This is a genomic window from Luteimonas terrae (genome assembly GCF_004358165.1).
In the GTDB taxonomy this organism is placed as follows: Bacteria; Pseudomonadota; Gammaproteobacteria; order Xanthomonadales; family Xanthomonadaceae; genus Luteimonas; species Luteimonas terrae.
Map to the genome: position 1 here is coordinate 393301 of NZ_SMTG01000004.1, position 25430 is coordinate 418730.

A 25430-nucleotide genomic window follows, 5' to 3' on the forward strand; every position below is an offset into this window, starting at 1 on the left:
CGGTTTCAGTCGGTGCTGCGTCGTCTCACCGGAATCGCGCTGGCGTCGAAACGCGCGAGTTCTTCGTCGCCTTCGCGGATCGGCGCACCGTGCTTGGGCGACCACGCCATCGCGGTGATCCACTCCCAGCTCGCCGGCAGGCCGCGTTCGGTGCGGAACTGCTCGTAGTGCCCGGCCGCGGCCTTGAAGCGCGCGCGACCGGTCAGCGCGCGGCGGCGTGCGCTCAGCGCATTGGTCGCGCCGATCGCGCGTTGTTCGCGCATCAGCGCGGCCATGTCGGGATGCCAGTGCACGGCGACATCACGATCGACCACGGGATTGCGGAAGCCTGCACGCATCAGCGCATCGCCGAACTCGGCGATCGACGCGAACGGGCTCACGTGCGGCTGCGCGTCGGCGACGCCGAAGGACTCGCGCAGTTCGATCAAGGTCTGCGGGCCGAAGGTCGACACCAGCAGCAGGCCGTCGGGCTTGAGCACCCGGCGGAAGCCGGCGAACGCCGCCGGCAGATCTTCCACCCACTGCAGGCACAGGTTGGAGAACAGCACATCGACGCTGTTGTCGGCGAACGGCAGCGCGCGCAGGTCGGCGCAGACGCGCTCGATCGGCTTCTGCAGGCCCAGCCGGTCGCGCCAGCCGCTGCGCACCTTCGCCTGCTGCAGCATCGGCAGCGCGAGATCGACGGCGACGATGCGCGACTTGGGCCAGCGCTGGCGCATCGCCAACGCCGCGTGTGCAGGCCCGCTGCCGACATCGAGCACGACCCCGGGAACGCGGTCGTCGAGGTACTCGAGCGATTCCATCAGCTGCTCGCCGATCTCGCGTTGCAGGGCCGCGGTCGCGGCGTAGGTGGCGGACGCGCGCGAGAACGCGCGGCGGATCTGGGTGGGATCGAAGATGCGGCTCATCGGGACACGTGGGACTCGGTGAATTCGAGCAGTCGCGCGGCGACGGCATCGGCGTGGGTCAGGAACGGCGCGTGGCCGGCGTGGGCGACGGTGTCGGCGCTCGCGTCGGGCGCGAGCGCAGCCGCGGCCTGCATCGCCCGCGGATCGACCAGACGGTCGCGCCGGCCTGCCAGCCACAGGCTGGGCACGCGGAGCGTCGGCAGCTGCGCGCGCAGGTCGGTCTTCTCGAGCAGCGCCAGCCCGTCGGCCAGCACACCGGCGGCCGGTTCACCGCGGGCGAAAACCTCGGCGCGGAGCGCGCGCAGCTCGCCCTTGGGATCGTCGGAGCCGAAGGCTTCGAGCGCGATGAAGCGGTCCAGCGTGCCGCGATAGTCGGTGCGCAGGCCGGTCTCGAAGTCGCGGAAGATCTCCGCCGACATGCCATGCGTCCAGCCCGCGCCGCGCACGAAACACGGACTCGCGCACAGCATCGTCAACGCCGGCACGCGCGACGGATGCGTGGCCGCGGCCTGCAGGGCGAACAGCCCACCCAGCGACCAGCCCAGCCACGGCGCGGGCGGCAACACCTCGACCAGCGCATCGACGACCGGCGCGAGCGCCAGCGGCAGTGTGCTGTCGCGGCTTGCGCCGTGCCCGGGCAGATCGACCCGATAGACCGTGCGCTGCGCCTGCAGGCGCTCGACCAGCGGTGCGAACACGCCGCCGTGCATGGCCCAGCCGTGCAGCAGCACCAGCGGCGGCCCGCTGCCGTCGACTTCGATGTGCAGACCGTGCGGATTGTCCAACGTGCTCATGCGCCCTTGTCTCCCCGCAGGATCTTCGTGCGCCGCGTGCTGCCCGCGGCCGGGCGCGCGACGACGATCGCGAACGCGACGATGCCCGCCGTCACCACCACCGCGCCCAGCAGCGCCCGGCCCTGCGGCCAGGCTTCGTGCAGGAACAGCGCGCCCAGCGTCGCGGCGAACAGCAGTTCGGCCGCCTGCATCGCTTCGGCCGCGCCCAGTGCAACGGGGTTGTTGCGGACCATGCCGGTGGCCTGGAAGAACAGGATGGTCGCGATCACGCCAGCGCTCAGCGCGACGCCGGCGGCCAGCCACACCTGCGACATCGACGGCGTGCCCGCCTCGTGCCACGCGAACATCGCAACCAGCAGCCACAGCGGCTGGCTGGCCAGCGTCAGCCCGAACACACGCTGGGTCGCGTTGAGGTCTTCGCCGGTGCGCTCGAGATGCAGCAGCAGCAGGCGATTGCCCAGCGGGTATGCGACCGCCGCCGTCAGCACGCACAGCAGCGCGATCCAGCCGGCACGATCCAGGCCCGGACCGCCCTGCCCGAACTGCATCAACAGCACGCCGGCGAGGATCGCCGCGGCGATGCCCAGCGCGGCCGGCGGCACTTTGCGGCGCGCATCGCGGTACAGCAGCGGCGCGCACAACATGCCGGCGATCACGGTGAACTGGAAACTGCCGGCGATCAGCCACGCCGGTCCGCTCGACGCGGCGAACGACAGCGCGCAGTAGAACAGCATGAAGCCGATCGCACTGCAGCGCAGCCAGGCCCAGGGGTGTGCGGCGATCGCGCGCAACACCGGGGCCGCGCCGCCCTGCAGCGGCATCAGCGGCAGCAGCAGCGGCAGGGTGATGAAGTAGCGCAGGCAGGCCGTCCACGCCCAGTGGCCGCCGCCGCTCGCGCTGGCGCGGTTGAGCACGTAGGTCAGGGTGAAGAACAGCGCGGAGGCGAGTGCGATCCCGACCGCGAGCAGGGCGCGGCGGGACTCGTGTTGCGGGTCGGTCATGGTGCGGGGACTGCGGGGGAATCCTGGGCCGGTGCGTGCACGTCGCGCGCGGCGGCGATCGCATCGACGAGTGCGTCCACATCGGCATCCGCATGCGCGGCGCTCAGGGTCACGCGCAGACGCGCCTGGCCCTCGGGCACGGTGGGCGGACGGATGGCCGCGACCCAGAAGCCGGCGGCATCGACCGCACGCGACATCGCCAGCGCGCGTGCGTTGTCGCCGCAGCGCAGCGGCTGGATCGGCGTGTCGGACGACATCAGATCGAGGCCGCGCTTCGCTGCACGCGCGCGGAAGCGCTGCACCAAAGCGGCGACGCGTTCCCGGCGCCAGTGTTCCTGGCGCGCAATGCGCACCGCGGCCAGCGCGGCACCGGCAACGGCCGGCGGCAACGCGGTCGTGTAGACATAGGGCCGTGCGGTTTCGGCGAGATGCCCGATCAGATCGGCATCGCCTGCCAGCACCGCGCCGCAGCCGCCCAGCGCCTTGCCCAGCGTGACCAGCTGCAGCGGCACCGCGGCGACATCGAGGCGTGCCTCGGCGACGCTGCCGCGGCCATCGGGGCCGAGCACACCGACGCCGTGGGCGTCATCGACGTACAGCAGCGCCTGCTGCACGCGGCAGATGATCGACAGTTCGCGCAGCGGCGCGACATCGCCGTCCATGCTGAAGACGCCGTCGGTCGCGACCAGCGCCGCGCCGTCGGGCAGCGTGCGCAGCTGGCGCAGGGCGCCCTGCGCATCGCCATGCGGATAGCGCCGCAGGCGACAGCCGGACAGGCGCGCGGCATCGATCAGACTGGCGTGATTCAAGCGGTCCTGCACGCAGGCGTCGCTTTCGCCGAGCAGACCCTGCACGACCGCGAGGTTCGCGGTGAAGCCATTGCCGAACAGCAGCGCGGCCGGCACCTGCAGCCAGTCGGCAATCTCGCGCTCGAGCGCTTCATGCAGGGCGTGGTGCCCGCTGACGAGATGCGAGCCGCCGCTGCCGGCGCCATGCAGCGCCGCGGCGTCCTGCAATGCGCCGGATACCTTGAAGTGCGAGGCGAGGCCGAGATAGTCGTTGCCGCAGAAATTCAGCAGCCAGCGGCTGCGACCGTCGGCGTCCTGCACTTCGCTGCGCATGCCGTCGCGTCGCAGCACCGTGCGGCGCACACGGCGCGCCTGTGCCTGCGTTCGTGCATCGCGCGCCTCGCGGGCGCGGACGCGCAGGTCGGGCCGCTCAGGCGCCACGCCCGGCCCAGATCGCCAGTGCGCCCATCGCGATGGCCGGCAGCATCAGCAACCCGTTGATCGCCACGCCGACGCGGCCCGCGCGATCGAGTTGCAGGTCCTGCGCCTGACGCGCGTCGGCCACACTCTTCTGCACCAGCAGCAGCACCGACACGAACAACGCACCCGCGAACAGCACCGAGGCGCCGGCATCGCGGAAGTACAGCACCACGCCCCACGCGAGCACGGCAACCGCGGCGAGGCGCGCGATCGCGAACGGCTTCGATTGTCCGGCGCGCAGGCTCAACGCGAGCCCGCTCAGGCCCACCAGTGCCAGCAGCACGAGGTAGACCCAGCCGAACCACGGGATCATGCCGCGCAGCTCCGCGGGTGCTGCGGCAGTTCAATGATGTCGGCGTGGACGGTGCCCGGGTGATCGTGATGCTCGGCATCCACGTGGATCTGCATCGGCTTGATGCCCAGACGCTGGAACAGCGCCATGTCGCGCTCGGTATCCGGATTGCCGGTCGTCAGCAGCTGCTCGCCGTAGAAGATCGAATTGGCGCCGGCGAGGAAGCACATCGCCTGCAGCTCGTCGCTCATGTCTTGGCGGCCGGCCGACAGACGCACCATCGAGCGCGGCATCAGGATGCGCGCGACCGCGATCGTGCGCACGAAGTCGAACGGGTCGATCTCCGCGGTGCCGTGTAGCGGCGTGCCTTCCACCTGCACCAGACGGTTGATCGGCACCGAGTCCGGATGCACCGGCAGATTGGCCAGCGTGCGCAGCAGGCCGGCGCGCTGGCGGCCGCTCTCGCCCATGCCGACGATGCCGCCGCAGCAGGTTTTCAGGCCCGCGTCGCGCACGTGTTCGAGCGTGGTCAGGCGGTCCTGGATCTCGCGCGTCTGGATGATCGAGTCGTAGAACTCGGGATCGGTGTCCAGATTGTGGTTGTAGTAGTCGAGGCCGGCGTCCTTGAGCGCGCGCGCCTGTTCGCCGGTCAGCATGCCGAGCGTGGCGCAGGTCTCCATGCCCAGTGCCTTGACCTCGCGGATCATCGCCGCGACCTTCGGCACGTCCCGGTCCTTGGGCGAACGCCAGGCCGCGCCCATGCAGAAGCGCGTCGCGCCGGCCGCCTTGGCCTGGCGGGCCTTTTCCAGCACCGCCTCGGTCTCCATCAGCTTCGTCGCCTGCACGCCGGTGTGATAGCGCTGGGCCTGCGGGCAGTAGCTGCAGTCCTCCGGGCAGCCGCCGGTCTTGACCGACAGCAGCGTGCTGACCTGGACCTCGGTGGGATCGAAATGCTGGCGGTGCACACCCGCAGCGCGGAACAGCAGCTCGGTGAGCGGCAAGGCGAACAGCGACTCGATCTCCGCGCGCGACCAGTCGTGGCGCACCGCGGCGTGGACGTGGGCGGGCTGGCCGGCGGACTCGCGGGCGTGGCTGACGACGGACATGGCGGTTCACCGGTGACTGCGACGGGACAAGCCCGGCAGTCTGGAAACCATGCCCGACGCTGTCAACCAGAATCCGCCCACGCCGGTTGACGGACCCGTCCGACGCCTGTTGCGACGCATGTTCGCCGGATGTTGCCTCGTCTGCCGCGAGGCCGGCGCCGACGGGATGGATCTGTGCCCGGCCTGCCGCGACGCGCTGCCCTGGATGCCGCACGCCTGCACGCGGTGCGCCCAGCCATTGCCGGGTGGCGATCCGGTCTGCGGCACCTGTCTGCGCAAGCCACCACCGCTCGACCACGTCATCGCCGCGTTCGACTACCGCTTCCCGGTCGACCGGCTGCTGCCGCGGCTGAAGTTCCATCGCGATCTCGCAGCAGGCGCCCTGCTCGGCGACTGCCTCGCCTCGGCCACGCGCGATGCCGATCGACCCGATGCCCTCGTGCCGATTCCGCTGCACGTCGCCCGGCTGCGCGAGCGCGGCTACGACCAGGCCCTGGAACTCGCACACATGCTGGCGCGGCGCCACGTGTTGCCACTGCACGGCAATCTGCTGCGCCGCGTTCGCGCGACCTCGCCGCAGTCGCGACTCGATGCGAAGGCGCGCGCACGCAATCTGCGCGGCGCTTTCGTGGTGCGTGACGCGCCATCACTGCCACGCCATGTCGTGCTGGTGGACGACGTCATGACCACCGGCGCCACCCTCCACGCCGCGGCGCGGGCCTTGCGCCGTGCAGGCGTGGCGCGCGTCGATGCGTGGGTGTGCGCGCGGGTGCGCTGAACGACGGCGAGCGCGTCAGCGCGCGGCACCCGTGCCGAACAATGCGTCGAGCGCCTCGCCACTCGATGGCTCGACGATCTGCACGCCGTTCTGTCCGGCGCGGAAGGCCGACATCGCCCGATAGACCTCGCGACGCGCGCGCATGATCGAGCCGAGGGGCTGGTGCAGTCGCAGCGCATGCCAGGGATTGAACGACAGCCGCTGGTCGATCGCTTCGCTGGCGCCTTCGATCCAGGACGGTTGCATCGGCACGACGAGACTTGCGACTGGCCGGAACGGACTCGCGTCCTGGTCCCATTCCTGCGACGCATCCTCCACCGGCATGGTGCCGGCATCGGTGCACAGCTGCACGCACAGTTCCCATTCGGCCTCATGGGCCGCAAAGAACGCCTGCAGCGCTTCGCGCAGCGCGTTCTCGTGGCCGCGCTCGTCCATCGGCGCGTCGGTCAGTGCCGCCAGCTCGGGTGATGTCGGGCGCAGCGCGTACTTGGCGATGTAGTCGCCGTGCCGCGAGGCGGCCTGGCTGAAATAGGTTTCGCCCAGCGGATGGGTCTGCGGGTGGCCGCCCATCGCCTTGAGGCTGGCGCTTTCGCCGCCCACCGCTTCGATGGCCTTCTCGGTGCCGCGCAAGGTCGCGGACAGCGCTTTCTTCGCGCCTTCAGCGCGGTCGGTCGTGGCCGCCAACACCTTGAGATTGCGCAGGAAGGCCTTGGGATCGCGCTTGGGAAACGTCGGACCGTTGGCCATCACGAAGTCCTGCGTGCGGCCGGGCGTGCCGATCTGGAACCTGTCGCCATCCACACCGATCACCTTCAGCGCCAGGCCGCGCGGCAACGACACGTTGTCGTGGATGGGATCGCCAGGCGATGTCGAGGCGCGCAGCAGCGCCGGATACGTCGCCGGCGTCGCGAACAGGCCTTGCGCGAGTTCCGGCGCGAGACCTGCGTAGACGCGCAGCGTGCCGCGCAGCAGTCCGTGGCATTTCGCATGCACGGTCCGCATGCCGCGCCGGTAGTCCTCGTGGGTCTTGCGGCCGATGCTCTGCAGCGTCTCGATGAGCTCGGCAATGGTGTCGGTCTCGTCGGGATCGACGGTCTCGACCGATGGCGAGTAGCGGACGAAAGCGTTGGGATCTGGCACGGCGATCTCCGGCGGCCTCAGGCCGCGGCGGCAGCAGGTTCGATGCGGATGGGAATGCCCTTGGCGGCCGGCGTGGCCGAGGCCTTGTCGTGATACCAGAGCGGCATGAGCGGATTGAGTTCGGGGTAGTAACCGGCCACGCAGCCGTCGGGCAGGTTGAAGGGCTGCACGGTCAGGCCATCCACGCGGCGGTCGATGCCGTCGTCGGCGTCGCAGACCAGCGAGACCGCATCGCCTTCGGCCAGGTCGAGCCGGGCCATGTCCGCGCGGTTGATCATCACGATCCTGCGCGAACCCGACAGGCCGCGCAGGCGATCACTGAAGCCGTAGATGGTGGTGTTGAACTGGTCGTTGGATCGGATGGTGGTGAGGTGGAAACGCCCCGGCGCATCGCCGATGCCCAGCGAGGTCAGCGTGTCGGGCGTCATGAAGCGCGCCTTGCCGCCCTCGGTTTCCCATTCGCGCTCGCGCGCGGGATTGCCCCGGTAGAAGCCGCCGGCGTTGAACATCCGTGCATTGAAGTCGGCGAACTGGTCCGGGTACGTCTGCGCGATGAGATCGCGGACCTTCGCATAATCCGCCGTCCAGGCGTCCCACGGCTGTTTCGCATTCGGCGCCAGCGTGGCTTTCGCGAGGCCCGCGACGATGGCCACTTCCGACAGCAGCGCCTCGCTGGCCGGCTTGCGGCGACCGATGGAGCCATGGATGTGGCTGAAGGTGTCCTCCATCGAGACCGACTGCGGTCCCGATGCCTGCAGGTCTTCCTCGGCGCGCACCAGGCACGGCAGCAGGTAGGCGGTGCGGCCCGGATACAGATGCGTGCGGTTGAGCCGCGTTGCCACCGAGACCGTCAGCTCGATGTCCGGCCACGCGGCTTCCATGCGGTCGTGGTCGGGAATGGCGCGCAGCAGATTGCCGCCCAGACCGATGAAGGCCTTGATGCGGCGTTCGAGAATCGCTTCGCAGGCCGCGACGGTGTTGAGCCCCTCCTTGCGCGGCGGGGCGAAGTCGAAGAGTTCGGCGAGGCGATCGAGCGGCACCAGTTCCGGCTTCTCGGCGATGCCGACCGTGCGCTGGCCCTGCACGTTGGAATGCCCGCGCATCGGCGAGATACCCGCGCCCTCGCGTCCGATGTTGCCGCGGAGCAGCAGCAGGTTCACCAGCATCTGCACCGACTGCGAACCGTGCACATGCTGGGTGAGGCCCATGCCGTAGACGCCGATGACGCGCTCGGACTGCAGGTAGACCTCGGCCGCCTCGATGATCGCCGCGCGGGTCAGGCCGCTGTGCGACTCGATCTCCGCCCAGTCCGTCGATTCGACCTTGGCCACGAAGGTATCGAAGCCCTGCGTATGCCGGTCGATGAAGTCGCGGTCCAGCGCCTGCGGCTGGGCGAGGATGTGCTTGCACATGCCGAGCATCGCGGCGATGTCGCCGCCCGGCCGCAGCTGGTGGTACTGGCAGGCGAGTTCGGTCGATTGCCCGGTCAGCATCTGCACCGGGCTCTGCGGATTGGTGAAGCGCACCAGGCCCTGCTCGCGGATCGGGTTGAAGACCACGATGCGGCAGCCACGCTGCGCCGCCTGCTGCAGCTGGTGCAGGAAACGCGGACTGTTGGTGCCGGCGTTCTGGCCGAAGCAGAAGATTGCGTCGCAGTGCTCGAAATCCTCCATGACGCAGGTACCGACCGGCGAACCGATCGCTTCCTTCAGCCCGACGGAGGTGGTTTCGTGGCACATGTTGGAGCTGTCGGGCAGGTTGTTGTGCCCGTAGATGCGCGCGAACAGCGCATACAGGTACGACGGTTCGAGCGCGGCCTTGCCCGAGGCGTAGAACACCGTCGATTCCGGATCCATCGCACGCAGTCGCGTTCCGATGTCGGCGAATGCCTCCGTCCATGACACGGGCTGGTAGGTGTCGCTCTGGGCGTCATAGCGCAGCGGCTCAGTCAAGCGTCCTTCCATCTCCAGGTCGTAGTCGGACAGCGCCCGCAACGCACGCACCGGATGATCGGCGAAGAAGGCCGGCGTGCAGCGCGCGTCGGTCAGATCCCACAGCGTCGCCTTGGCGCCGTTCTCGCAGAACTCCGCGGGGTGCGGCTTGGCCGGCTTGCCGTAGGCGCAGGAACTGCACATCGTGCCGCGCGGTTTGTTCTGTGTGCGCAAGGTGGCGAGCGCATCGACACCGATCCCCGCATGGCCGGCCACGGACGCGATGCCCTGCATCGATCCCCAGCCGCCGGCGGCGCCCTCGTACTGGTCCGGATTGCCTGACTGTGTCATCGCGCTGGCTCCTGCTCGCTGATCGACGATCGCCGCGCAGGCGATCGACTGTTCGATCGGGGACGGCCCATCTTCCAGCGCGGGGGTGATCCGGGCGCGAAGTACCGGAGCGGGCAAGCCCTGCAGGCAGGCCGGTCCCATCGTCTTGTCGCCGCAACCGGTGCACCATGCGCACCACGGACAGCGCGGAGCGCGAGGCGGATGCGAGCGGAATCGGGACTTGCCTGGATGCACAGCTGGCTGCTCTGCATCGTCCTGCTGTGGCCCGGGGCGGCGTGGGCGCAGCAGGACGACAACGCCGCGGCCGTGCGCGCGCTCGAGAAGGAAGTCGCGTCGCTGTCGCGCGATGCCGAGGCCGCGCGCACGTCCGAGCAGCGCGCGGCCGTGCTGGGCCGGGCCCGCGACGCGCACGGCAAGGCTTCGGCGCTGCAGAGCACGCTGGGCGCGCCGGTCGCGGAGATCGAGCAGCGGATCGCGCAGCTGGGCGAAGACGCGGCCGAGAGCCCCGACAACGCCGTGCGACGCCAGTACGTGGCGCTGAACCGGGAACTCGCCGCGCGCGTGGCACTGAGCCGGCGCACGGCGCTGGCCGAGGTCGAGGCCCTGCAGACGCTGAACCGGCTGACCGGCGACCAGGCCCGCGCGATCGGCGCCGAACTGTTCGAGCGCACCGAATCGCCGCTGACGGCGGATCTGTGGCAACGCGGTGGCCGTGCCCTGGCGAAGGACCTGTCCGGGTTCCTGACGCCCGGCGGCCGGCCCGACCGCGCCGGCGTGCTGTGGCTGTTCGCCGGCGCGCTGCTGGTCTGGAGCCTGCTCACCTGGTGGCTGTCGGCGCCGATCGGCCGGCAGATGCGTCGGACCATGATCTGGTGGACGGCGAAATCACCACCGCGCGAGGTGCGCTTCCACAAGGCGCTGCTGGCGCTGGGCACGATTCTGGTCGCGGTACTGGCGCCGGCGATCACGGCGACGCTGCTGTTCGCCGCGCTGCAGCTCGCACGCCCCTCCGAACTGCTGAGCCAGTCGGCCGCCATCGTCACGCTGTCGGTGATGGCGGCGCTGTTCGCGCGCGCGGTCGCGTGGGCACTGTTCCAGCCGGGGCATGGCGACTGGCGCCTGGTCGACGTGGACGACGCCGGCGCCCGCCAGGGCGTCGCCGCCGGCAGCGCGATCGGCTGGACGATGGCGGTGGTCCTGGCCGTGGAGGCCACGATTGCGCGGCTGGAACTCGGCGACACCAGTCAACTCGCGCTGCACTCGGCGCTGGCGTTGCTCAGCGCGGTGCTGCTGGCCTTCGCCCTGCGCGCGGCGGGTCGCATCCGCCGTCGCGAGGGACACGTGGAAACCCCCGATGCCGGCAGCGGCATCGGCCTGCTGACGCTGTGCGTGGGCCTGGGCTGGCTGGCGCTGGCGGTGCTGGCGCTGGCCGGCATGCTGGGCTTCGTCAACTTCGCCAACCGCATGTCGCAGTGGGCGGTCTGGGGCGCGGGCGTGATCGCGACGACCTGGGTGCTGATGGCCTTCGTGGACGGCGCCTGCCGCCTGCTCGCCACCGCAGGCCCGGGCCATCGCCGCAGCGTGGCGACCCGACGCGCGCTCGAACAGGCGGCCGTGCTGCTGTCGGCGGTCGCGCGGCTGTTGCTGATCTTCCTCGCCTGCGGCGCGCTGCTGGTGCCGTTCGGCGCGGGCTTCGTGTCGGTGTTCGAATCGCTGGGCGCGCTGGCCGACGGCTTCGAGATCGGCGGCGTCACGGTCTCGGCGGCCGCGGTGTTCCGCGCGGCGCTCGCGTTTCTGGTGGTCGTGGCACTGGTGCGCTTCATCCGTACCTGGATCGTCCGCAGCTATCTGCCCACGACCACGCTGCAGCCCGATGCCCGCGATTCGGTCGACAAGATCCTGCGGTACGTCGGCCTGCTGCTGGCGGTGCTGTGGGCGCTCACCGCGTTCGGCGTGGGCATGGAGAAGGTGGCGATCCTCGCCAGCGCGCTGTCGGTGGGCATCGGCTTCGGCCTGCAGGCGATCACCCAGAACTTCGTGTCGGGCCTGATCCTGCTGGTCGAGCGGCCGGTGAAGATCGGCGACTGGGTCAAGCTCAACGATGTCGAGGGCGACATCCGCCGCATCAACGTGCGTTCGACCGAAATCCAGATCGCCGACCACTCGACAGTCATCGTGCCGAACTCCGAACTGATCACCAAGGTCGTGCAGAACAAGACCAAGGGCAACTCGCTGGGACGTGCGCAGATCCTGTTGTCGATCCCGCTGGAAAGCGATCTGGACGCGGCCATCGACGTGGTCACCGCCACGCTCGCCGCCGATGCCGAAGTGCTCAAGACGCCCGCGCCCGGTGTCTTCATCGACCGCATCGAAAACGGCATGGCCGTGCTCAACTGTTTCGTCCACGTGGTCTCGCCGCGCCAGGCCTACGGCGTGCGCAGCCGCCTGATCCGCGCCACGCTGCGTGCGCTCAAGACGCACGACATTCCGGTGACGCTGCCGCCGCAGCAGTTCGTGCTGACGCCGGCGCCGCCGGGTTGAGCGTCAGGGCGCGCCGGCCGCTACGGCCTGCACGCCCAGCAGGAAGGCCTGCAGCTCTTCGGCGCTGCACGGCCGGCTGATCAGATAGCCCTGCGCTTCATGGCAGTGCCAGCGGCGCAGCAGTTCGAGCTGCGCATCGGTTTCCACGCCCTCGCCCACCACGCGCAGGCCCAGTTCGGACACCAGCTTCACCAGCGTGCGCACCAGGCGTGCACGGCGGCCGTCGGCTTCCATGCCGTCGATCAGCGAGCGGTCGATCTTGATCGTCGTCGCAGGCAGCGCGTTGAGATAGGCGAAGTTGCTGTAGCCGGAGCCGAAGTCGTCGAGCGCCAGCGAGAACCCCAGCGTGCGCAGCGTGCGCAGCTGCGAGATCGCCGACTCGCCCTGCAGCCACTGCCCTTCGGTGATCTCGAATTCGATGCGCCCCGGCTCGACGTTGTACTGCTCGCTCAGCGCATAGGCGCGCTCGGCGATGCGGCCCTCCTCGAGATCGGCGCCCGAGAGATTGATTGACAGGTCGATCTGCCGCCCGGCGGCGTCCCACTGCGCAATCTGCCGCAGCGCATGCTGGATCACCCACTGGGTCACGCGCGGCATCAACGTGGTGCGCTCGATGACCGGCAGGAATTCGCCGGGCGCGATGGGGCCGAGTTCGGGATGATTCCAGCGCAGCAGCGCCTCGACCGACAGCACCTGGCCGCTGGCGATGTCCAGCCTCGGCTGGTAGACCAGATGGAAGGCGTTGTCGCGCAGGGCGGCGTCGACCTGCAACGCGAGCATGTGCTGGCGACGCAGTTCGAGATCGCGCGCGTGGTCGTAATGCCGCCAGGCCATGCCGTGCTCGACCGCGCCGTGCAACGCGGTCACCGCGCGGCGCATCGCGTCCTCGAAATCCTCGCCGCCGAACGGCGCGATGCCGGCGTGGAAGCTCGCCGAGACATCGAGGCCGTAGGTATTCACCGGTGCGATCACGCGCTTGCGGATCGCCGACAGCAGGGTCGGCAGACCGTCGCCCGCGTACTCGTCGAGATGGAAGGCGAAGCGCAGCTCGCCGACCTGGTAGAGCGTGGTGCCCGCGGGCAGCAGGTCGACGATGCGATAGCCGAGCTGGCGTGCCATCGATTCGGCCGGCCCCGGGCCCAGCGCCTGGTCGAGGCGGCCCGATGCCTCGGCGCCGAGCACGTCCACCAGCACCAGCTGCCGCTCAGAGAGGCGATCCTCGAGCCGCAGCGTCGCCAGATCCGCGCTCAACTGCTGCCGGTTTGGCAGACCCGTCACCGGATCGCGCCGCCCGACCAGACGCAGCAGCTGGATCTGGTTCATGGCCAGGTCGCCGAACATGCGCAGCGTCGCGCGTTCGGTCGCGTTGAGCCGCCGTGGCTCGAAACCCACGACGCACAAGGTGCCCACCTTGACGCCGGTCGACAGCGACAGCGGCGCGCCGGCGTAGAAGCGCATGCCGTCTTCGGTGACGGTGCGGAAGCCGGAGAAGCGCGCGTCGGCGGACAGGTCCTCCACTTCGAACACGCCGTCGTGTTCGATCGCGACCGCGCAGACCGAAATCTCGCGCTCGGTCGCCTTGAGGTCGGTGCCGGCAGTGGAAATGAAGCGCTGCTCGAACTCCTCGATCACGGTGATCAGCGCCATCGGCGCGCGCAGCGTCTGCGCCGCCAGCTGCGTGATGCGGTCGAGGTCCGGCGTGCCCTGCAGGGCCAGCAGATCGAGGCTGCGGATCAATGCCAGCCGATCGGCCTCGTGCTTCCCGTGTTCCATTCCGCCTCCCTGTTCCGTGCATCCAATCTGCAAAGCCACGCGTCGCGGCGAGATGACGGGCCAACGCGCGGTCGTGCGCCGCACCATGGAGTCACAACGGTATCGGGCACGACACTCGGACACGTGGCGCGCCAGACCACACCAGGCTTTGCGCATCCATTACAGACAGCCGGCAATACCGACCCCATCAGAATCTTCTGAAAAAACGCCGAGCGCGCTCCAGAAAAAAGAAGGGGCGCCCGAGAAGGCGCCCCCTGTGTTCCGTGCCGGTATCGCGCGCGACCTACTTGCTGAACATGTAGGTCTTGGTATTTGTGAATTCGCACAGGCCCTCGTGCCCGTTCTCCACGCCCATGCCCGAAAGCTTGTGGCCGCCGAAGGGAATGTCGATGCCGTGGATGTGGATCTCGTTGACCCACACCGTGCCGGTCTCCATGCGCTTGGCGACCTCGATGCCGCGCGCACGGTCGCCGCTCCACACCGAACCGGCGAGGCCGAACGGACTGGCATTGACGCGCTCGATGACCTCCTCGACGTCGTCGAAGGCGATGATCGGCAGGATCGGGCCGAAAGGCTCCTCCTGCACGATGCGGCTCGACTCGGGCGGGTTGTCGACGATGGTGACCGGCACGAAGTTGCCCGGGATGCTTTCGTCGATCGTCCCGCCGAGCGGCACCTTGTAGCCGTTCTTCTTCACGTCGGCGAACAGGTCGAGCAGCTTGCCGTACTGCATCGTGTTCTGGATCGGGCCCAGGTTGGTCGCCGGATCCATGCCGTCGCCGACGACCTGCTGGCGTGCGTACTCGACGAAGGCCTCGACGAACTGCGCATGGATGCTCGAATGCACGTACAGACGCTTGACCGCGATGCACCACTGGCCCGAGTTGCCGAACGCGGCCCAGAACAGTGTCGGCACGATCGACTTCCAGTCCGCGTCGTCCAGCACGACCGCCGCGTCGTTGCCACCCAGCTCCAGGGTGATGCGCTTGAGCGTGCCCGAACCGCTGGCCATGACGCGCTTGCCGGTCGCGGTGGAGCCGGTGAAGCTGATCTTGGCGATGTCGGCGTGTTCGGTCATCTGCTGGCCGAGATCGTTGCCGCCCGAGACGATGTTGAGCACGCCCGGCGGCAGTACCGACTGCGCGATTTCGCCGAAGAACAGCGAGGTCAGCGGCGTGTACGGCGAGGGCTTGAGCACCATCGTGTTGCCGGTCAGCAGGCACGGCGCGACCTTCCACAGTCCCAGCAGCACCGGGAAGTTCCATGGCGTGATCGCGCCGACCACGCCCAGCGGCACGTGCGCGACTTCGACCACGTGCTCGGCGGTGTCCTCGATGGTCTCCACCGGCAGCGTGCGCTTGGCGACTTCGCGCACCCAGTAGATCGCCGCCTCGACTTCGCCGGTCGCCATCGTGTGGCGCGGCTTGCCCTGCTCGAGCGTCAGCAGGGTGATCAGATCGTCCTTGCGCGCTTCGAGCGCGTCGGCGTACCGGGTGACGTAGTCCGCGCGCGTCTCCCACGGCAGGCGCGACCAGTCCTTGAACGCGCGCGCCGCGGCGGCAACCGCGGCATCGAGCTGCGCGGCGCTGCCTTCGGGCGCGTGGGCGATGACGGCGTTGCTGGCCGGGTTGTAGACCTCGAACGTGGCGTCGGCGTCCAGCAGCTGGCCGCCGATCGACAGCTTGAACGGGTGGTCGAGGATGTCGTGCGTGGCGGTCTTCGGAATCGCGTTCATTGCAGTCTCCCAGGATGCAGTGGAAGCGCGCGTCCTCCGCACGGACGCGCGCGCAGAGTCGGTCAGGGTCAGATCGTCCGGCCGCCGTCGACCGGCAGGGACACGCCGGTGATGTAATCGGCGCCGGCGAGATACAGCGCGGCCTCGGCCACGTCGCCGGGCTCGCAGAACCGGCCGAGCGGGATCGAGCCGAGATACTTCTGCCGGTTTTCCGGCGTGTCGGGCATGCCCATGAAGTCCTCGAGCATCCCGGTGACGCCCATCACCGGGCAGATCGCGTTGACGCGGATCTTCCACGGCGCCAGTTCCACGGCCAGCGACTTGGACAGCGTGTTGGCCGCGCCCTTGGACGCGTTGTACCAGGTGAGTCCGGGGCGCGGCCGGATGCCGGCCACCGAGCCCACGTTGAGCATCACGCCGCCGCCGTTGTCGCGCATCTTCGGCACCACCGACTGGACCATGTTGTAGATGGCCTTGACGTTGACGGCGAAGACGCGGTCGAAGGTCGCCTCGTCGACGTCCAGCAGCGGCCCGTTGCGATGCGTGTAGCCGGCGTTGTTGACGACGATGTCCGGCACGCCGAATGCCTCGATGGTCGCGTCGATGGCCGCGTCGATGTCGGTGCGTACCGAGACGTCGGCGCGCACGCCGAGGGCGCGTCCCGCCCCGATCGAGTCCGCGACCGCGCGGGCCTTGTCGGCGTCGAGGTCGACGATGACCACGCGGGCGCCCTCGGCCGCGAAACGACGCGCGGTCGCTTCGCCGAATCCGCTGGCCGCGCCGGTGACCAGGACGGTCTTGTGTTCGAACTTCACAGGTCGTGCTCCCTTGCTGGTCGTGCGCTTAGCCGTGGTGGATGACGAGCGTCTTGGTGATGCTGAAATCGTGCATGGCCGCGAAGCCTTTCTCGCGTCCGTGGCCGCTCTTGCCGGTCCCGCCGAACGGCAGTTCGATGCCGGCGCCGGCGCCGTAGCAGTTCACGAACAGCTGGCCGGCGCGGACCTTGCGGCCCAGGCGCAGCTGGCGCGCGCCGTCGCGGGTCCAGATCGCCGCGACGAGGCCGTAGTCGGTGCCGTTGGCGAGCGCGAGTGCATCGGCTTCATCGTCGAACGGCAGCACCGCGAGCACCGGGCCGAACACTTCGTCGCGCGCGAGGTCGTTGTCGCGGGGGACCGGCCCGAACAGGGTCGGGGCGACATAGAAGCCGGCCGGATCCGCGTCTTCGTCGATGCGACCCTGCGCCAGCACCGGAATGCCGTCGGCGCGGGCCTGATCGATGAACTGCTGCACGCGCGCCTGCTGCTTCGCGGTGATGATCGGGCCACAGGCGCGGTCTGCGGCAGGCGCGCCCACGCGCACCTGCGCGAATGCCTCGGCGAGCCTGCCCACGACCGCGTCGTAAGCACTGCGCTCGACCAGCAGGCGGCTGCCGGCCGAACAGGTCTGTCCGCTGTTCTGGATGATCGCCTTGACGATCACCGGAATCGCCGCGTCGAGATCGGCGTCGGCGAACACGATCTGCGGCGACTTGCCGCCCAGCTCCAGCGTGCAGGTGATGAAGTGGTCGGCGCAGAGCTTCTGGATGATCTGGCCCACCTGCGGCGAGCCGGTGAACGACATGAAGTCCACGCCCGGGTGCGAGGCGAGCGCAGCGCCGGCACCCGCGCCGCGGCCGGTGACGACGTTGATCGCGCCGGGCGGGAAGCCCGCTTCGGTCGCCAGCTCGGCCAGCTGCAGCGCGCTGGCGGATGCGTCTTCGGCCGGCTTGAGCACCACCGCGTTGCCGACCGCGAGCGACGGCGCCAGCGTGCGGCCGAACATCTGCGCCGGATAGTTCCACGGCAGGATGTGGCCGGTGACGCCGTAGGGCTCGTGCACCACCGCGACCATGTAGCCGTCGAGATACGGAATCGTCTCGCCGTGCAGCTTGTCGGCCGCGCCGCCGTAGAACTCGAAGTAGCGCGCGAGTGCGGTGATGTCGGCGCGGGCCACGCTGTCGGGCTTGCCGGTGTCGCGGGCTTCCACGGCGGCGAGCGACGCCGCATCGCGTTCGATCAGCGCGGCGAAGCGCGACATCACGCGGCCGCGTTCGGTCGCGGTCATGCGGCCCCATGCACCGGTATCGAAGGCAGTGCGCGCCGCGGCGACCGCCACGTCCACGTCGCGTGCATCGCTGTCGGCGATGCGGTCGTAGGTCCGGCCCGTTGCCGGCTCGATCATCGGCAGTGTGTCCGCCGACTGCGGGGCACGCCACTGCCCGTCGATGTAGTTGAAGCCCGGTTCCATCAATGCGTCCTTCTGTCGCGTCAGTAGCGCTCGAACACGAGGTCGAGCAGTGGCGCGTGCTGCTGCGCGCCGTAGATGTCGGTATCGCCGACCGCACCCGACGGCGTGGGCCGACGCAGCGTCGCCTTGATCGCCCAGGCCGGCTCGAACGCGATGACCGACAGCACGTCGTCCTCGCGCTGGCCGTAGAGCTTGGCGATCAGCGCCTTGTCGATCAGCCGCTGCGCGACCACGCGCTCGAAGGCTTCGCGGGTCTTGAAGATGATGTCGAGCGTCAGCTCGCCGGGGCCGGCGTTTTTGCTGCGGATCACGCTGGCCAGATCGATCAGGCGCGCACTCATGCGCACAGGTCCCGGCGCACCATCGGCTGCACCTGTTCGTAATGCACGGGAAATCGCGCAACCGGATCGTCGACCGGCAACAGGTGGTAGACGCTGAAGCGGTACACCTCGCCTGCCTTCAGATCGGACGGCGAATACGGGAACGCCAGGTTGCCGGCCGTCGACACGCGCCCCGGATAGCCGTAGTGCAGCATCGTCGAGCGTGCGAAGCCGCAGATGGTGTCCGCCAGCTGCTGGGTCGGTGCGACGGCCTCGATGACGATGCCCAGCTCGTGCACGCCGGCATCGGGGCGCGGTTCGAGCGCACCCATCACGCCGTCGCGGCCGTAGAGCCGGAACAGCAGCGAGTAGCTGTCGGGATGGATGTCGCTGAAGTTGTCGGCGATGCGCGCGCGCACCGCTTCGACGATCGATTCGACCTGGCGGATGAAGACCGGATCGCGCACGCCGGCGATCGAGATCGTGCGGTAGCCCACGCGCGCCGCGCCTTCGAGCTTGACCGCATATGCGCCGGGCACGTGACGACTGCCGCTGACGCGCACGGTGCGCGCATCGACCTGTTCGAAGCGGCTGCCGGTGAGATCGAGCACGCCGCCCGGACCCGGCAGGTGGAACGGGTCGCTCTTCTCGTACAGCGTATGGGCCGCAACCGAGGCGACCGTGCAGGCGCGAGCGGGATCGAGCGGATGCAGCAGGAAATGGTCGTGCCGCAGCACGCCCATCATGCAGTCGCTGCCGCTGCCTGGCGTGCAGGCGATCGCGGCGCATTCGAGGATCTTGCCCATGTGCAGGGCGAGGCCGTGGTCGAAGCCGCGCAGCACCGGCAGCGCGGCGAACACCACCGGGTCGTAGGCACGTCCGGCAAGGATCACGTCGGCGCCCTGCGACAGCGCCTCGACGAAGGGTTCGACGCCGAGCTGCGCGACGATGCGCGTGCTGCCGTGCACGTCCTCTTCGCTGAGTGCCGGCCACTCGCCGCACGGTGCGATCTGCTCCGCGCGCAGCGCCTGCATGACCGCGGCGCTGTCGACTTCGGCGTCGATCACCGCGAGCTTGAAGGCGAGCGCCTGTTCGCGGGCGAGCTCGAGCAGAATCTGCAGCGTCCAGTCCAGATGCGGCTGGCCGCCGGCGCCGCCGCACGAACCGACGATCAGCGGAATGTCGTGCCGGCGAGCAGCGCGCAGCATGATGCCGAGGTCGCGCTTGACTGCATCGCGATCGGTGAACGAGTAGCCCGCGCCGAGGTAATGCGGGCCGGGATCGGACGAGCCGGCGTCGACGGCGATGACGTCGGGTTGGAGCGCCAGACCGGCTTCGAACGACGCCATCGGAAAACCGTAGCCGAGGATCGCGGTCGGCGAGAGCACGCGGATTTCCTGCTGGCGCGGCGGGACGCTGGACATGACGACTCCTGGGGACCATGGACCCGGATCCAGCCGGGCGAGCACAGGCTAGGCCCGGCCTCAGGATTCGTCCAATATATGGATCAGCATCCGATCATCTCGACTGAATATGGAACTGCGGCACCTGCGCTACATGATCGCGATCGCCGAGGAACTGCACTTCACCCGGGCGGCGGAACGGCTCGGCATCGCCCAGCCACCGCTGAGCCAGCAGATCAAGCAGCTCGAAACGGAAGTGGGCACACCGCTGTTCCATCGCAGCGCGCGGGCGGTGACGCTGACCGAGGCCGGCCACGCCTTCCTGCCGCACGCGCGCGACGCGGTGGACGAGGCGGACCGCGCGATTGCCGCCGCCCAGCGCGCGGCGCGTGGCGACATGGGCCATCTGCGCGTGGGCTTCACCAGCTCGGCCTCGTTCAATCCTCTGGTGCCGGGCATCGTGCGTCGCTTCGGCGAGCTGTACCCGGACGTGACGATGGATCTGGCCGAGCAGGCGACCAGCCAGCTGCTCGACGCCCTGCGCGATGAGCGCCTGGATGTCGCGTTCCTGCGCGCGACGGCCGGCGAGCGCGACGGTCTGGACACGGTGGAGTTGCCGGCTGAGGAACTGTGGGTCGCGCTGCCGTCGCGCCATCCGCTGGCGACGCACAAGCGCATCGACCTGCTGCAGCTCGCCGGCGAAGCCTTCGTGCTTTACCCACGCGCGAACGGCCGGCTGCTCTACGACACGATGATCAGCGCGTGCGCCAACGCAGGTTTCAGCCCGCGCATCGCACAGGAAGCGCCGCAGATGGCCTCGACGGTGCATCTGGTGGCGGCGGGCGTAGGCGTGGCGCTGGTGCCGGCCTCGATGTGCCAGCTGCATGCGTCGGGCGTGACCTATGTGCGCATCGCCGGCGACGTGCCGCGTGCGCAGTTGTGGCTGGCCTGGCCGGCGCACGTGCGGCTGTCGGCGGCCGCGCACAACCTGGTGGCGCTGGTGCGCCAGGATCTGGGGCCGTTGCGACGGCGGCTCCCGGCGCGCGACGGGACCTGACGACGCAGGACGCCGACGCGCAGCGCGCGCCGGCGTCGCAGGCTCAGGCCGAGAGCATCTCCGCGGCCTTCCAGCCGATCAGGATCGACGGCGCATTGGTGTTGCCGGTGGTGATCGACGGCATGATCGACGCGTCGGCCACGCGCAGGCCTTCGACGCCGTGCACGCGCAGTTCCGGATCGACCACCGCGTCGCTGCCCGTGCCCATGCGGCAGGTGCCGACCGGATGGAAGAACGTCGAGCAGGCCTTGCGCAGGAAAGCTTCCATGTCGGCCTTGCTCTTCACCGACGGGCCCGGCAGTACCTCGCGCTTGCGGATGCCCGCGAACGCCTCGCCATTGCCGATCTCGCGCCCGAGTTCGGTCGCCGCGAGAAACGCGCGACGGTCCTGCTCGGTGGTCAGGTACGCCGGATCGATCAGCGGATCGACACGCGGATCCCTCGAGGCCAGCGTGATCTGGCCGCGCGAGGACGGGCGCATGACGCCGGTGAGGATCGAGTAGCCGTTCTCGAACGTCGCCGGCAGTTCCGGCGTGTGGAACGGCAGGCTGACGTAGAGCGTGTTGATGTCCGGCGCCCGCAGGCCCGGGTTGGACTTGGTCCAGAAATAGGTCTCGGACATGTTGTATTCCGAGGCCGGCACCGGCGCCTTGGCTTCCCAGTTGAGACCGCCGCCGAGCACATGGTCGTGCAGGTTCTGGCCCACGCCCGGCAGCGCGTGCTGTACGGCGATGCCGTGCTTGCGCAGTTCGGCTTCCGGGCCGATGCCCGAGAGCATCAGCAGCCAGGGCGAGGTGATCGCGCCGGCCGAGAGCACGACCTCGCGCGAGGCCCGCACCATCGCCGGCTTGCCGTCGTGCAGGTACTTCACGCCGACGCAGCGCCCGCGCTCCATGACCAGCTCCAGCGCCGGCGCCTCGCACAGCACCGTCAGGTTGCTGCGCTGTTCCATCGCCGGATGCAGGAACGCGACCGCCGAGGATTGGCGCTTGCCGCCGGAGATCGTGAAGTTGACCCAGGTCGGACCTTCCATCGACGGGCCGTTGAAGTCCGGATTCTCGGCGTAGCCCATCGCGATCGACTGGGCCATGAAGGCTTCGGCGCCGGGATGGCGATGGCCGGGCGCGGGCTGGGTGACGAACAGCGGACCGCGATCGCCGCGGTATTCGCTGGCGCCACCCTGCCAGTGTTCGAGCGCCTTGTAGGCCGGCAGCACCGAGGCGTAGTCCCAGCCGTAGCAGCCTTCATGCGCCCAGCTGTCAAAATCGCTGACGTGGCCGCGCTGGTAGATCATGCAGTTGACCGCGCTGCAGCCGCCGAGCGTCTGCGTGCGCGGCCAGGCGACCGAGCGGTTGTCGGCATGCGCCTGCGGCGTGGTGTTGAACATGCGCGTGAGCGGCATGCCGAGCACCTTGGGCCAGTCGCGCGGGTCGTGGATCTCCGGCGCGCTGTCCGGCACGCCGGCCTCGAGCAGCAGCACCTTCGCATCGCTGCGCATGGCCAACTGGCCGGCGAGCGTGGCGCCGGCCGAACCACCGCCGATGACGATGTAGTCGAACGCGCCGCGCGGCACCGGGCTGGTCCGGGTGGACTGCGCGCGCGCCTGCGGCGACCAGATGCTGGCCAGCGTGCCGGCCAGGCCGATACCCACGCCCGCGGCAGTCGCCATCTTGAGGAAGCCGCGACGGCTCACCTGGCCCTCGCGGTAGGCACCGAGCGCGCGCCCGATGGTGTCGTCGTCGTTTCCGAATTTCATGATCCCTCCCAGGGCATGCGAATGATGGACCTCAGAACGCCTTGAGGAAGCGCAGCTGCACGCGGCTTTCTTCGCGGAAGCCGTTCTCGATGGAGATGTCGCGACCGGCCTGCAGCAGCAGCTGGGTATTGCCGGGCAGCGCGCGGCTGTAGGTCGCCAGCGCGGACCAGTTGCCCAGTTCGTCGTCGCGGTCGATGCCGTTGACCCGGGTCTCGCCGCCGGCCTGGTAGCGCACGCGCAGCGAGACTTCGTTGGCGGGATTGAAGGTGTAGCGCAGGAAGCCTTGGGTGTCGTAGAGCGGCTTCTGCTTGAGCGTGTTGTTGCCGGCGAACTCGTCGTTCTCGCCGTGCACCTGCACGTCGAACGACAGCTCGGTGGTCCAGTGCTCGCCGAGGCCCTGCGAGACGACGGCCTGCAGCGCACCCTTCCAGCGGTTCTCGCCGGGGTTCAGGGCACGGTTGCGGTCGTAGCTGCCGGTCGGCAGCCAGACGTAGGGCGTGACACCGAAGTAGCGGCGCTGGTCCTTGTCCTCGACCAGCCACAGCGTGCTGACCAGGATCACGTCCGCCATGCCGCTGGTGCTGCCCAGACCCGCGGTGCTGCCGCCGCCCTGCAGACGGACCCACGGCGCGAGCACCTGCAGGTCGAGCGTGCGCCCGCCGACCTCGACGAACTTCACGTAGCGACCCATGACCAGGTCCACGCCCAGGCGTGCGTCGTCGTCGATGCGGTTGCCGTTGGCGTACAGCCCCTTGGCGTCGGAATGCTGGGCGTAGATCAGGAACAGATCGGTGCCCGGGGGCGCGGCGACGTAATCGCCGGCATCGATGCCGACGGCGCTGGCGGCGCCGCTGGCGAGCAGCGCGGTGGCGAGCAGCGCCGGACGCAGCGCGCCTCGCAGACGATTCGACGGACGGCGCCCGGCGGACGTGTGAAGCTGGACTTGCATGATCCCCTCCCGTGGACATGGCCGCGGACAGGTGGCGGCGCTCGCAGTGTCTTCACATCCGCGTCCACTTGGAATTCGAAATCAGGCCATGCCGATTTCGCAGACTGCGAAGGCAGGCGTAGAGTGCGTGCATCCCATCGACGGCCCCGTTCCGATGCTGCCCGACCCCAGCTCGCTCGCCCTGTTCCTCAACGCCGCCGAGATGGGCAGCATCTCGCGCGCGGCAGAGGTGTCCAACATCGCGCTGGCGGCCGCGAGCCGGCGTATCGCCCTGCTCGAGCACCATTACAAGGTCAAGCTGCTCAAGCGCACCTCGCGTGGCGTGGAACCCACCGACGCCGGCAAGGCGGCGATTCCGCAGATCCGACAACTGCTCAACATGGTCCAGAAGATCGATCTGGACCTGAGCGATTACGCGGCCGGCATCACCGGGCACGTGCGCATCCAGGCGGCCACGTCGGCGCTGGCGCAGTTCCTGCCGGACGATCTGGTCTCGTTCTCCAACCTCCATCCGCAGGTGCGCGTGGACATCGAGGAGCGCTGGAGCCACGAGATCGTGCAGTCGGTGCGCGCCGGCGCGACCGACATCGGCGTGATCGTCGACAAGGACAACTGCGACGACCTGTCGGTGTTCGACTACCGGCAGGACGATCTGGTGGCGATCGTGCCTGCGAGCTACGACATCCGCCGCAGCCGCATCCGGTTTTCCGAACTGCTGGCCTACGACTTCGTTGCGCTCGAAGGCAGCACCGCATTGACCCGGCGCCTGCTGGTCGAGGCGATGACCGCGCGTGGCGCGCTGCGGTTGCGCGTGCAGGTGCGCAGTTTCGATGCGGTGTACCGCATGGTCGAAGCAGGCCTGGGCGTGGCGGTCCTGCCGCGCAACATCGTGCGCGCGTTCGCACTCGACCAGCGTGTGCGGCTGATTCCGCTGCAGGACGCGTGGGCGACGCGCCGCATGCACCTGTGCGTGGCCTCGTTTGAACGCCTGCCGGCGGTCGCGCGCAAGCTGGTCGAACACATGACCCGCGCGGCCTGAGCCGCGGCGCGCGTCAGGCCAGCAGCGCCGTTGCTGGCGGCAGCGCGTAGTGCGCCGCGATGCCGGCGAAGACCGCCATGCCGACCCACTGGTTGTGCAGGAACGCGCGGAAACAGGCCTCACGCTCGCGATGGCGCGCGATGACGAATTCCCGGATCACCAGGAGCGCGGCAACGCCGAAGCCCAGCCAATAGTTCACGCCGAGCCCGGCTTCGCGACCGACCAGCGCCAGGGCCGCGAAGGCCAGCGTGTACAGCACGCCCTGGGCGACGAGATCGAGATCGTCGAACAGGATCGCCGTGGATTTCGAGCCGGCGCGGATGTCGTCCTCACGGTCGACCATCGCGTACCAGGTGTCGTAACCGGTAGTCCAGAAGATGTTGGCGACGAACAGCAGCCAGCCGATCGGAGGCACCGTCCCCTGCACGGCCGCGAACGCCATCGGAATCGCCCACCCGAACGAGATGCCCAGATACACCTGCGGCAGATAGGTGTGGCGCTTGAGGTACGGATAGGTCGCGGCGAGAAAGATGCCGACCACGCTCATCGCGATGGTCAGGGTGTTCATCGTCAGCACCAGCGCGAACGCGACCAGCATCAGACCCGCGAACAGCGCCAGCGCTTCGCGCCCGCGCACCGCGCCGCTCGCGAGCGGACGGTCCTTCGTGCGTTCCACATGCGGGTCGAGCCAGCGGTCGGCGTAGTCGTTGATCACGCAGCCGGCCGACCGTGTCAGCCACACACCGGCGGTGAACACGAACAACGTCCACAGCGGCGGCACACCCTCGGCCGCGATCCACAACGCCCACCACGTCGGCCACAGCAGCAGCAGCCAGCCGATCGGCCGATCGGCGCGCATCAGCACCCAGTACTGGCGCAGCCGCTCGCGCGCGCTCAGGGTCCTGGGCGCGGAATAGCGTTCGTAGTCGTGCATGGCGCGGGAGGATAGCAGCGGGGCGATCGACGAAGGCGGCGAGAAGCGCCCTCACCCCAACCCCTCTC

At 69.3% G+C, this 25430-nt stretch carries 21 protein-coding genes; 4 read left to right on the plus strand and 17 right to left on the minus strand.

Annotated elements, in window-relative coordinates:
* Positions 1-5: 5 nt before the first annotated feature.
* Genes bioC through bioB form a run of 6 tightly spaced genes read right to left on the minus strand, consistent with a single transcriptional unit; the run spans position 6 to position 5369 of the window.
* The gene (gene bioC / locus E2F49_RS11005; protein ID WP_133393918.1) at positions 6-908 is read right to left on the minus strand and encodes a malonyl-ACP O-methyltransferase BioC; all 903 of its coding nucleotides are present in this window, start codon (positions 906-908) and stop codon (positions 6-8) included.
* A complete protein-coding gene (bioH, locus tag E2F49_RS11010) occupies positions 905-1675 on the minus strand; it encodes a pimeloyl-ACP methyl ester esterase BioH (protein ID WP_133394121.1) in 771 nt (256 codons plus the stop codon). Before bioH ends, bioC begins: the two co-directional genes overlap by 4 nt.
* A 23-nt stretch (positions 1676-1698) precedes the next feature.
* Complete coding sequence (locus E2F49_RS11015) at positions 1699-2703, minus strand: multidrug resistance efflux transporter family protein (protein ID WP_133393919.1); 1005 nt, start codon at positions 2701-2703, stop codon at positions 1699-1701.
* Entirely contained in the window at positions 2700-3932 is a 1233-nt protein-coding gene (bioF, locus tag E2F49_RS11020) for an 8-amino-7-oxononanoate synthase (RefSeq protein WP_133393920.1), read from the minus strand. The genes E2F49_RS11015 and bioF overlap by 4 nt, the downstream gene beginning before the upstream one ends.
* On the minus strand, positions 3922-4284 hold the full coding sequence (locus tag E2F49_RS11025) for a hypothetical protein (protein WP_133393921.1): 363 nt from the start codon (positions 4282-4284) through the stop codon (positions 3922-3924). The genes bioF and E2F49_RS11025 overlap by 11 nt, the downstream gene beginning before the upstream one ends.
* A complete protein-coding gene (gene bioB, locus E2F49_RS11030; RefSeq protein WP_133393922.1) occupies positions 4281-5369 on the minus strand; it encodes a biotin synthase BioB in 1089 nt (362 codons plus the stop codon). The genes E2F49_RS11025 and bioB overlap by 4 nt, the downstream gene beginning before the upstream one ends.
* A gap of 49 nt (positions 5370-5418) precedes the next feature.
* Here bioB and E2F49_RS11035 point away from each other — a divergent pair, with 49 nt between their 5' ends.
* On the plus strand, positions 5419-6147 hold the full coding sequence (locus tag E2F49_RS11035; protein ID WP_133393923.1) for a ComF family protein: 729 nt from the start codon (positions 5419-5421) through the stop codon (positions 6145-6147).
* Between the two features lie 15 nt (positions 6148-6162).
* Here E2F49_RS11035 and E2F49_RS11040 read toward each other — a convergent pair whose 3' ends face one another.
* On the minus strand, positions 6163-7287 hold the full coding sequence (locus E2F49_RS11040; RefSeq protein ID WP_133393924.1) for a catalase family protein: 1125 nt from the start codon (positions 7285-7287) through the stop codon (positions 6163-6165).
* Between the two features lie 17 nt (positions 7288-7304).
* A complete protein-coding gene (locus E2F49_RS11045; protein ID WP_133393925.1) occupies positions 7305-9569 on the minus strand; it encodes an FdhF/YdeP family oxidoreductase in 2265 nt (754 codons plus the stop codon).
* A gap of 228 nt (positions 9570-9797) precedes the next feature.
* Here E2F49_RS11045 and E2F49_RS11050 point away from each other — a divergent pair, with 228 nt between their 5' ends.
* The gene (locus tag E2F49_RS11050) at positions 9798-12110 is read left to right on the plus strand and encodes a mechanosensitive ion channel domain-containing protein (protein ID WP_133393926.1); all 2313 of its coding nucleotides are present in this window, start codon (positions 9798-9800) and stop codon (positions 12108-12110) included.
* A 3-nt stretch (positions 12111-12113) separates the two neighbouring features.
* Here E2F49_RS11050 and E2F49_RS11055 read toward each other — a convergent pair whose 3' ends face one another.
* The 6 genes from E2F49_RS11055 to E2F49_RS11080 form a co-directional block, all read right to left on the minus strand.
* Entirely contained in the window at positions 12114-13883 is a 1770-nt protein-coding gene (locus tag E2F49_RS11055) for a putative bifunctional diguanylate cyclase/phosphodiesterase (protein ID WP_165971202.1), read from the minus strand.
* A 283-nt stretch (positions 13884-14166) separates the two neighbouring features.
* Complete coding sequence (locus tag E2F49_RS11060; protein WP_133393928.1) at positions 14167-15618, minus strand: aldehyde dehydrogenase family protein; 1452 nt, start codon at positions 15616-15618, stop codon at positions 14167-14169.
* A gap of 68 nt (positions 15619-15686) precedes the next feature.
* Entirely contained in the window at positions 15687-16433 is a 747-nt protein-coding gene (locus E2F49_RS11065) for an SDR family oxidoreductase (RefSeq protein ID WP_133393929.1), read from the minus strand.
* A gap of 28 nt (positions 16434-16461) precedes the next feature.
* Entirely contained in the window at positions 16462-17904 is a 1443-nt protein-coding gene (locus E2F49_RS11070) for an aldehyde dehydrogenase family protein (protein WP_133393930.1), read from the minus strand.
* Positions 17905-17924: 20 nt separating this feature from the next.
* The gene (locus tag E2F49_RS11075; RefSeq protein WP_055250962.1) at positions 17925-18245 is read right to left on the minus strand and encodes a DUF4387 domain-containing protein; all 321 of its coding nucleotides are present in this window, start codon (positions 18243-18245) and stop codon (positions 17925-17927) included.
* Entirely contained in the window at positions 18242-19648 is a 1407-nt protein-coding gene (locus tag E2F49_RS11080; RefSeq protein WP_133393931.1) for an acyclic terpene utilization AtuA family protein, read from the minus strand. The genes E2F49_RS11075 and E2F49_RS11080 overlap by 4 nt, the downstream gene beginning before the upstream one ends.
* Before the next feature lie 109 nt (positions 19649-19757).
* Here E2F49_RS11080 and E2F49_RS11085 point away from each other — a divergent pair, with 109 nt between their 5' ends.
* Entirely contained in the window at positions 19758-20684 is a 927-nt protein-coding gene (locus tag E2F49_RS11085; RefSeq protein ID WP_133393932.1) for a LysR family transcriptional regulator, read from the plus strand.
* Between the two features lie 43 nt (positions 20685-20727).
* Here the strand turns inward: E2F49_RS11085 and E2F49_RS11090 are convergent, their stop codons facing one another.
* Together E2F49_RS11090 and E2F49_RS11095 are read right to left on the minus strand one after the other, a co-directional pair.
* The gene (locus E2F49_RS11090) at positions 20728-22440 is read right to left on the minus strand and encodes a GMC family oxidoreductase (RefSeq protein WP_133393933.1); all 1713 of its coding nucleotides are present in this window, start codon (positions 22438-22440) and stop codon (positions 20728-20730) included.
* A 31-nt stretch (positions 22441-22471) separates the two neighbouring features.
* Positions 22472-23389: a transporter gene (locus E2F49_RS11095; protein WP_133393934.1), complete on the minus strand. Its 918-nt coding sequence runs from the start codon at positions 23387-23389 to the stop codon at positions 22472-22474.
* Between the two features lie 154 nt (positions 23390-23543).
* Between E2F49_RS11095 and E2F49_RS11100 the strand changes: the two genes are divergently transcribed.
* Positions 23544-24428 (plus strand): LysR family transcriptional regulator, encoded by an 885-nt coding sequence (locus E2F49_RS11100; protein ID WP_165971203.1) that lies wholly within the window; start codon positions 23544-23546, stop codon positions 24426-24428.
* Positions 24429-24441: 13 nt separating this feature from the next.
* On the opposite strand, the gene ubiA is transcribed toward E2F49_RS11100, so the two are convergent.
* Positions 24442-25362 carry a 4-hydroxybenzoate octaprenyltransferase gene (gene ubiA / locus E2F49_RS11105; RefSeq protein ID WP_133393936.1) on the minus strand — a complete coding sequence of 307 codons (921 nt, stop codon included), beginning with the start codon at positions 25360-25362 and terminating at the stop codon, positions 24442-24444.
* Positions 25363-25430 lie beyond the last annotated feature (68 nt).

What these genes read in the sequence shown, in the direction of transcription:
- E2F49_RS11080 (WP_133393931.1), bottom strand. Translation starts at nt 19,648, where the DNA reads ATGTCCAGCGTCCCGCCGCGCCAGCAGGAAATCCGCGTGCTCTCGCCG.
- ubiA (WP_133393936.1), bottom strand. Translation starts at nt 25,362, where the DNA reads ATGCACGACTACGAACGCTATTCCGCGCCCAGGACCCTGAGCGCGCGC.
- E2F49_RS11085 (WP_133393932.1), top strand. Translation starts at nt 19,758, where the DNA reads ATGGAACTGCGGCACCTGCGCTACATGATCGCGATCGCCGAGGAACTG.
- bioB (WP_133393922.1), bottom strand. Translation starts at nt 5,369, where the DNA reads ATGTCCGTCGTCAGCCACGCCCGCGAGTCCGCCGGCCAGCCCGCCCAC.
- E2F49_RS11070 (WP_133393930.1), bottom strand. Translation starts at nt 17,904, where the DNA reads ATGGAACCGGGCTTCAACTACATCGACGGGCAGTGGCGTGCCCCGCAG.
- E2F49_RS11055 (WP_165971202.1), bottom strand. Translation starts at nt 13,883, where the DNA reads ATGGAACACGGGAAGCACGAGGCCGATCGGCTGGCATTGATCCGCAGC.
- E2F49_RS11035 (WP_133393923.1), top strand. Translation starts at nt 5,419, where the DNA reads ATGCCCGACGCTGTCAACCAGAATCCGCCCACGCCGGTTGACGGACCC.
- E2F49_RS11050 (WP_133393926.1), top strand. Translation starts at nt 9,798, where the DNA reads ATGCACAGCTGGCTGCTCTGCATCGTCCTGCTGTGGCCCGGGGCGGCG.
- E2F49_RS11095 (WP_133393934.1), bottom strand. Translation starts at nt 23,389, where the DNA reads ATGCAAGTCCAGCTTCACACGTCCGCCGGGCGCCGTCCGTCGAATCGT.
- E2F49_RS11100 (WP_165971203.1), top strand. Translation starts at nt 23,544, where the DNA reads ATGCTGCCCGACCCCAGCTCGCTCGCCCTGTTCCTCAACGCCGCCGAG.
- E2F49_RS11060 (WP_133393928.1), bottom strand. Translation starts at nt 15,618, where the DNA reads ATGAACGCGATTCCGAAGACCGCCACGCACGACATCCTCGACCACCCG.
- bioC (WP_133393918.1), bottom strand. Translation starts at nt 908, where the DNA reads ATGAGCCGCATCTTCGATCCCACCCAGATCCGCCGCGCGTTCTCGCGC.
- E2F49_RS11090 (WP_133393933.1), bottom strand. Translation starts at nt 22,440, where the DNA reads ATGAAATTCGGAAACGACGACGACACCATCGGGCGCGCGCTCGGTGCC.
- E2F49_RS11015 (WP_133393919.1), bottom strand. Translation starts at nt 2,703, where the DNA reads ATGACCGACCCGCAACACGAGTCCCGCCGCGCCCTGCTCGCGGTCGGG.
- E2F49_RS11045 (WP_133393925.1), bottom strand. Translation starts at nt 9,569, where the DNA reads ATGACACAGTCAGGCAATCCGGACCAGTACGAGGGCGCCGCCGGCGGC.
- E2F49_RS11025 (WP_133393921.1), bottom strand. Translation starts at nt 4,284, where the DNA reads ATGATCCCGTGGTTCGGCTGGGTCTACCTCGTGCTGCTGGCACTGGTG.
- E2F49_RS11075 (WP_055250962.1), bottom strand. Translation starts at nt 18,245, where the DNA reads ATGAGTGCGCGCCTGATCGATCTGGCCAGCGTGATCCGCAGCAAAAAC.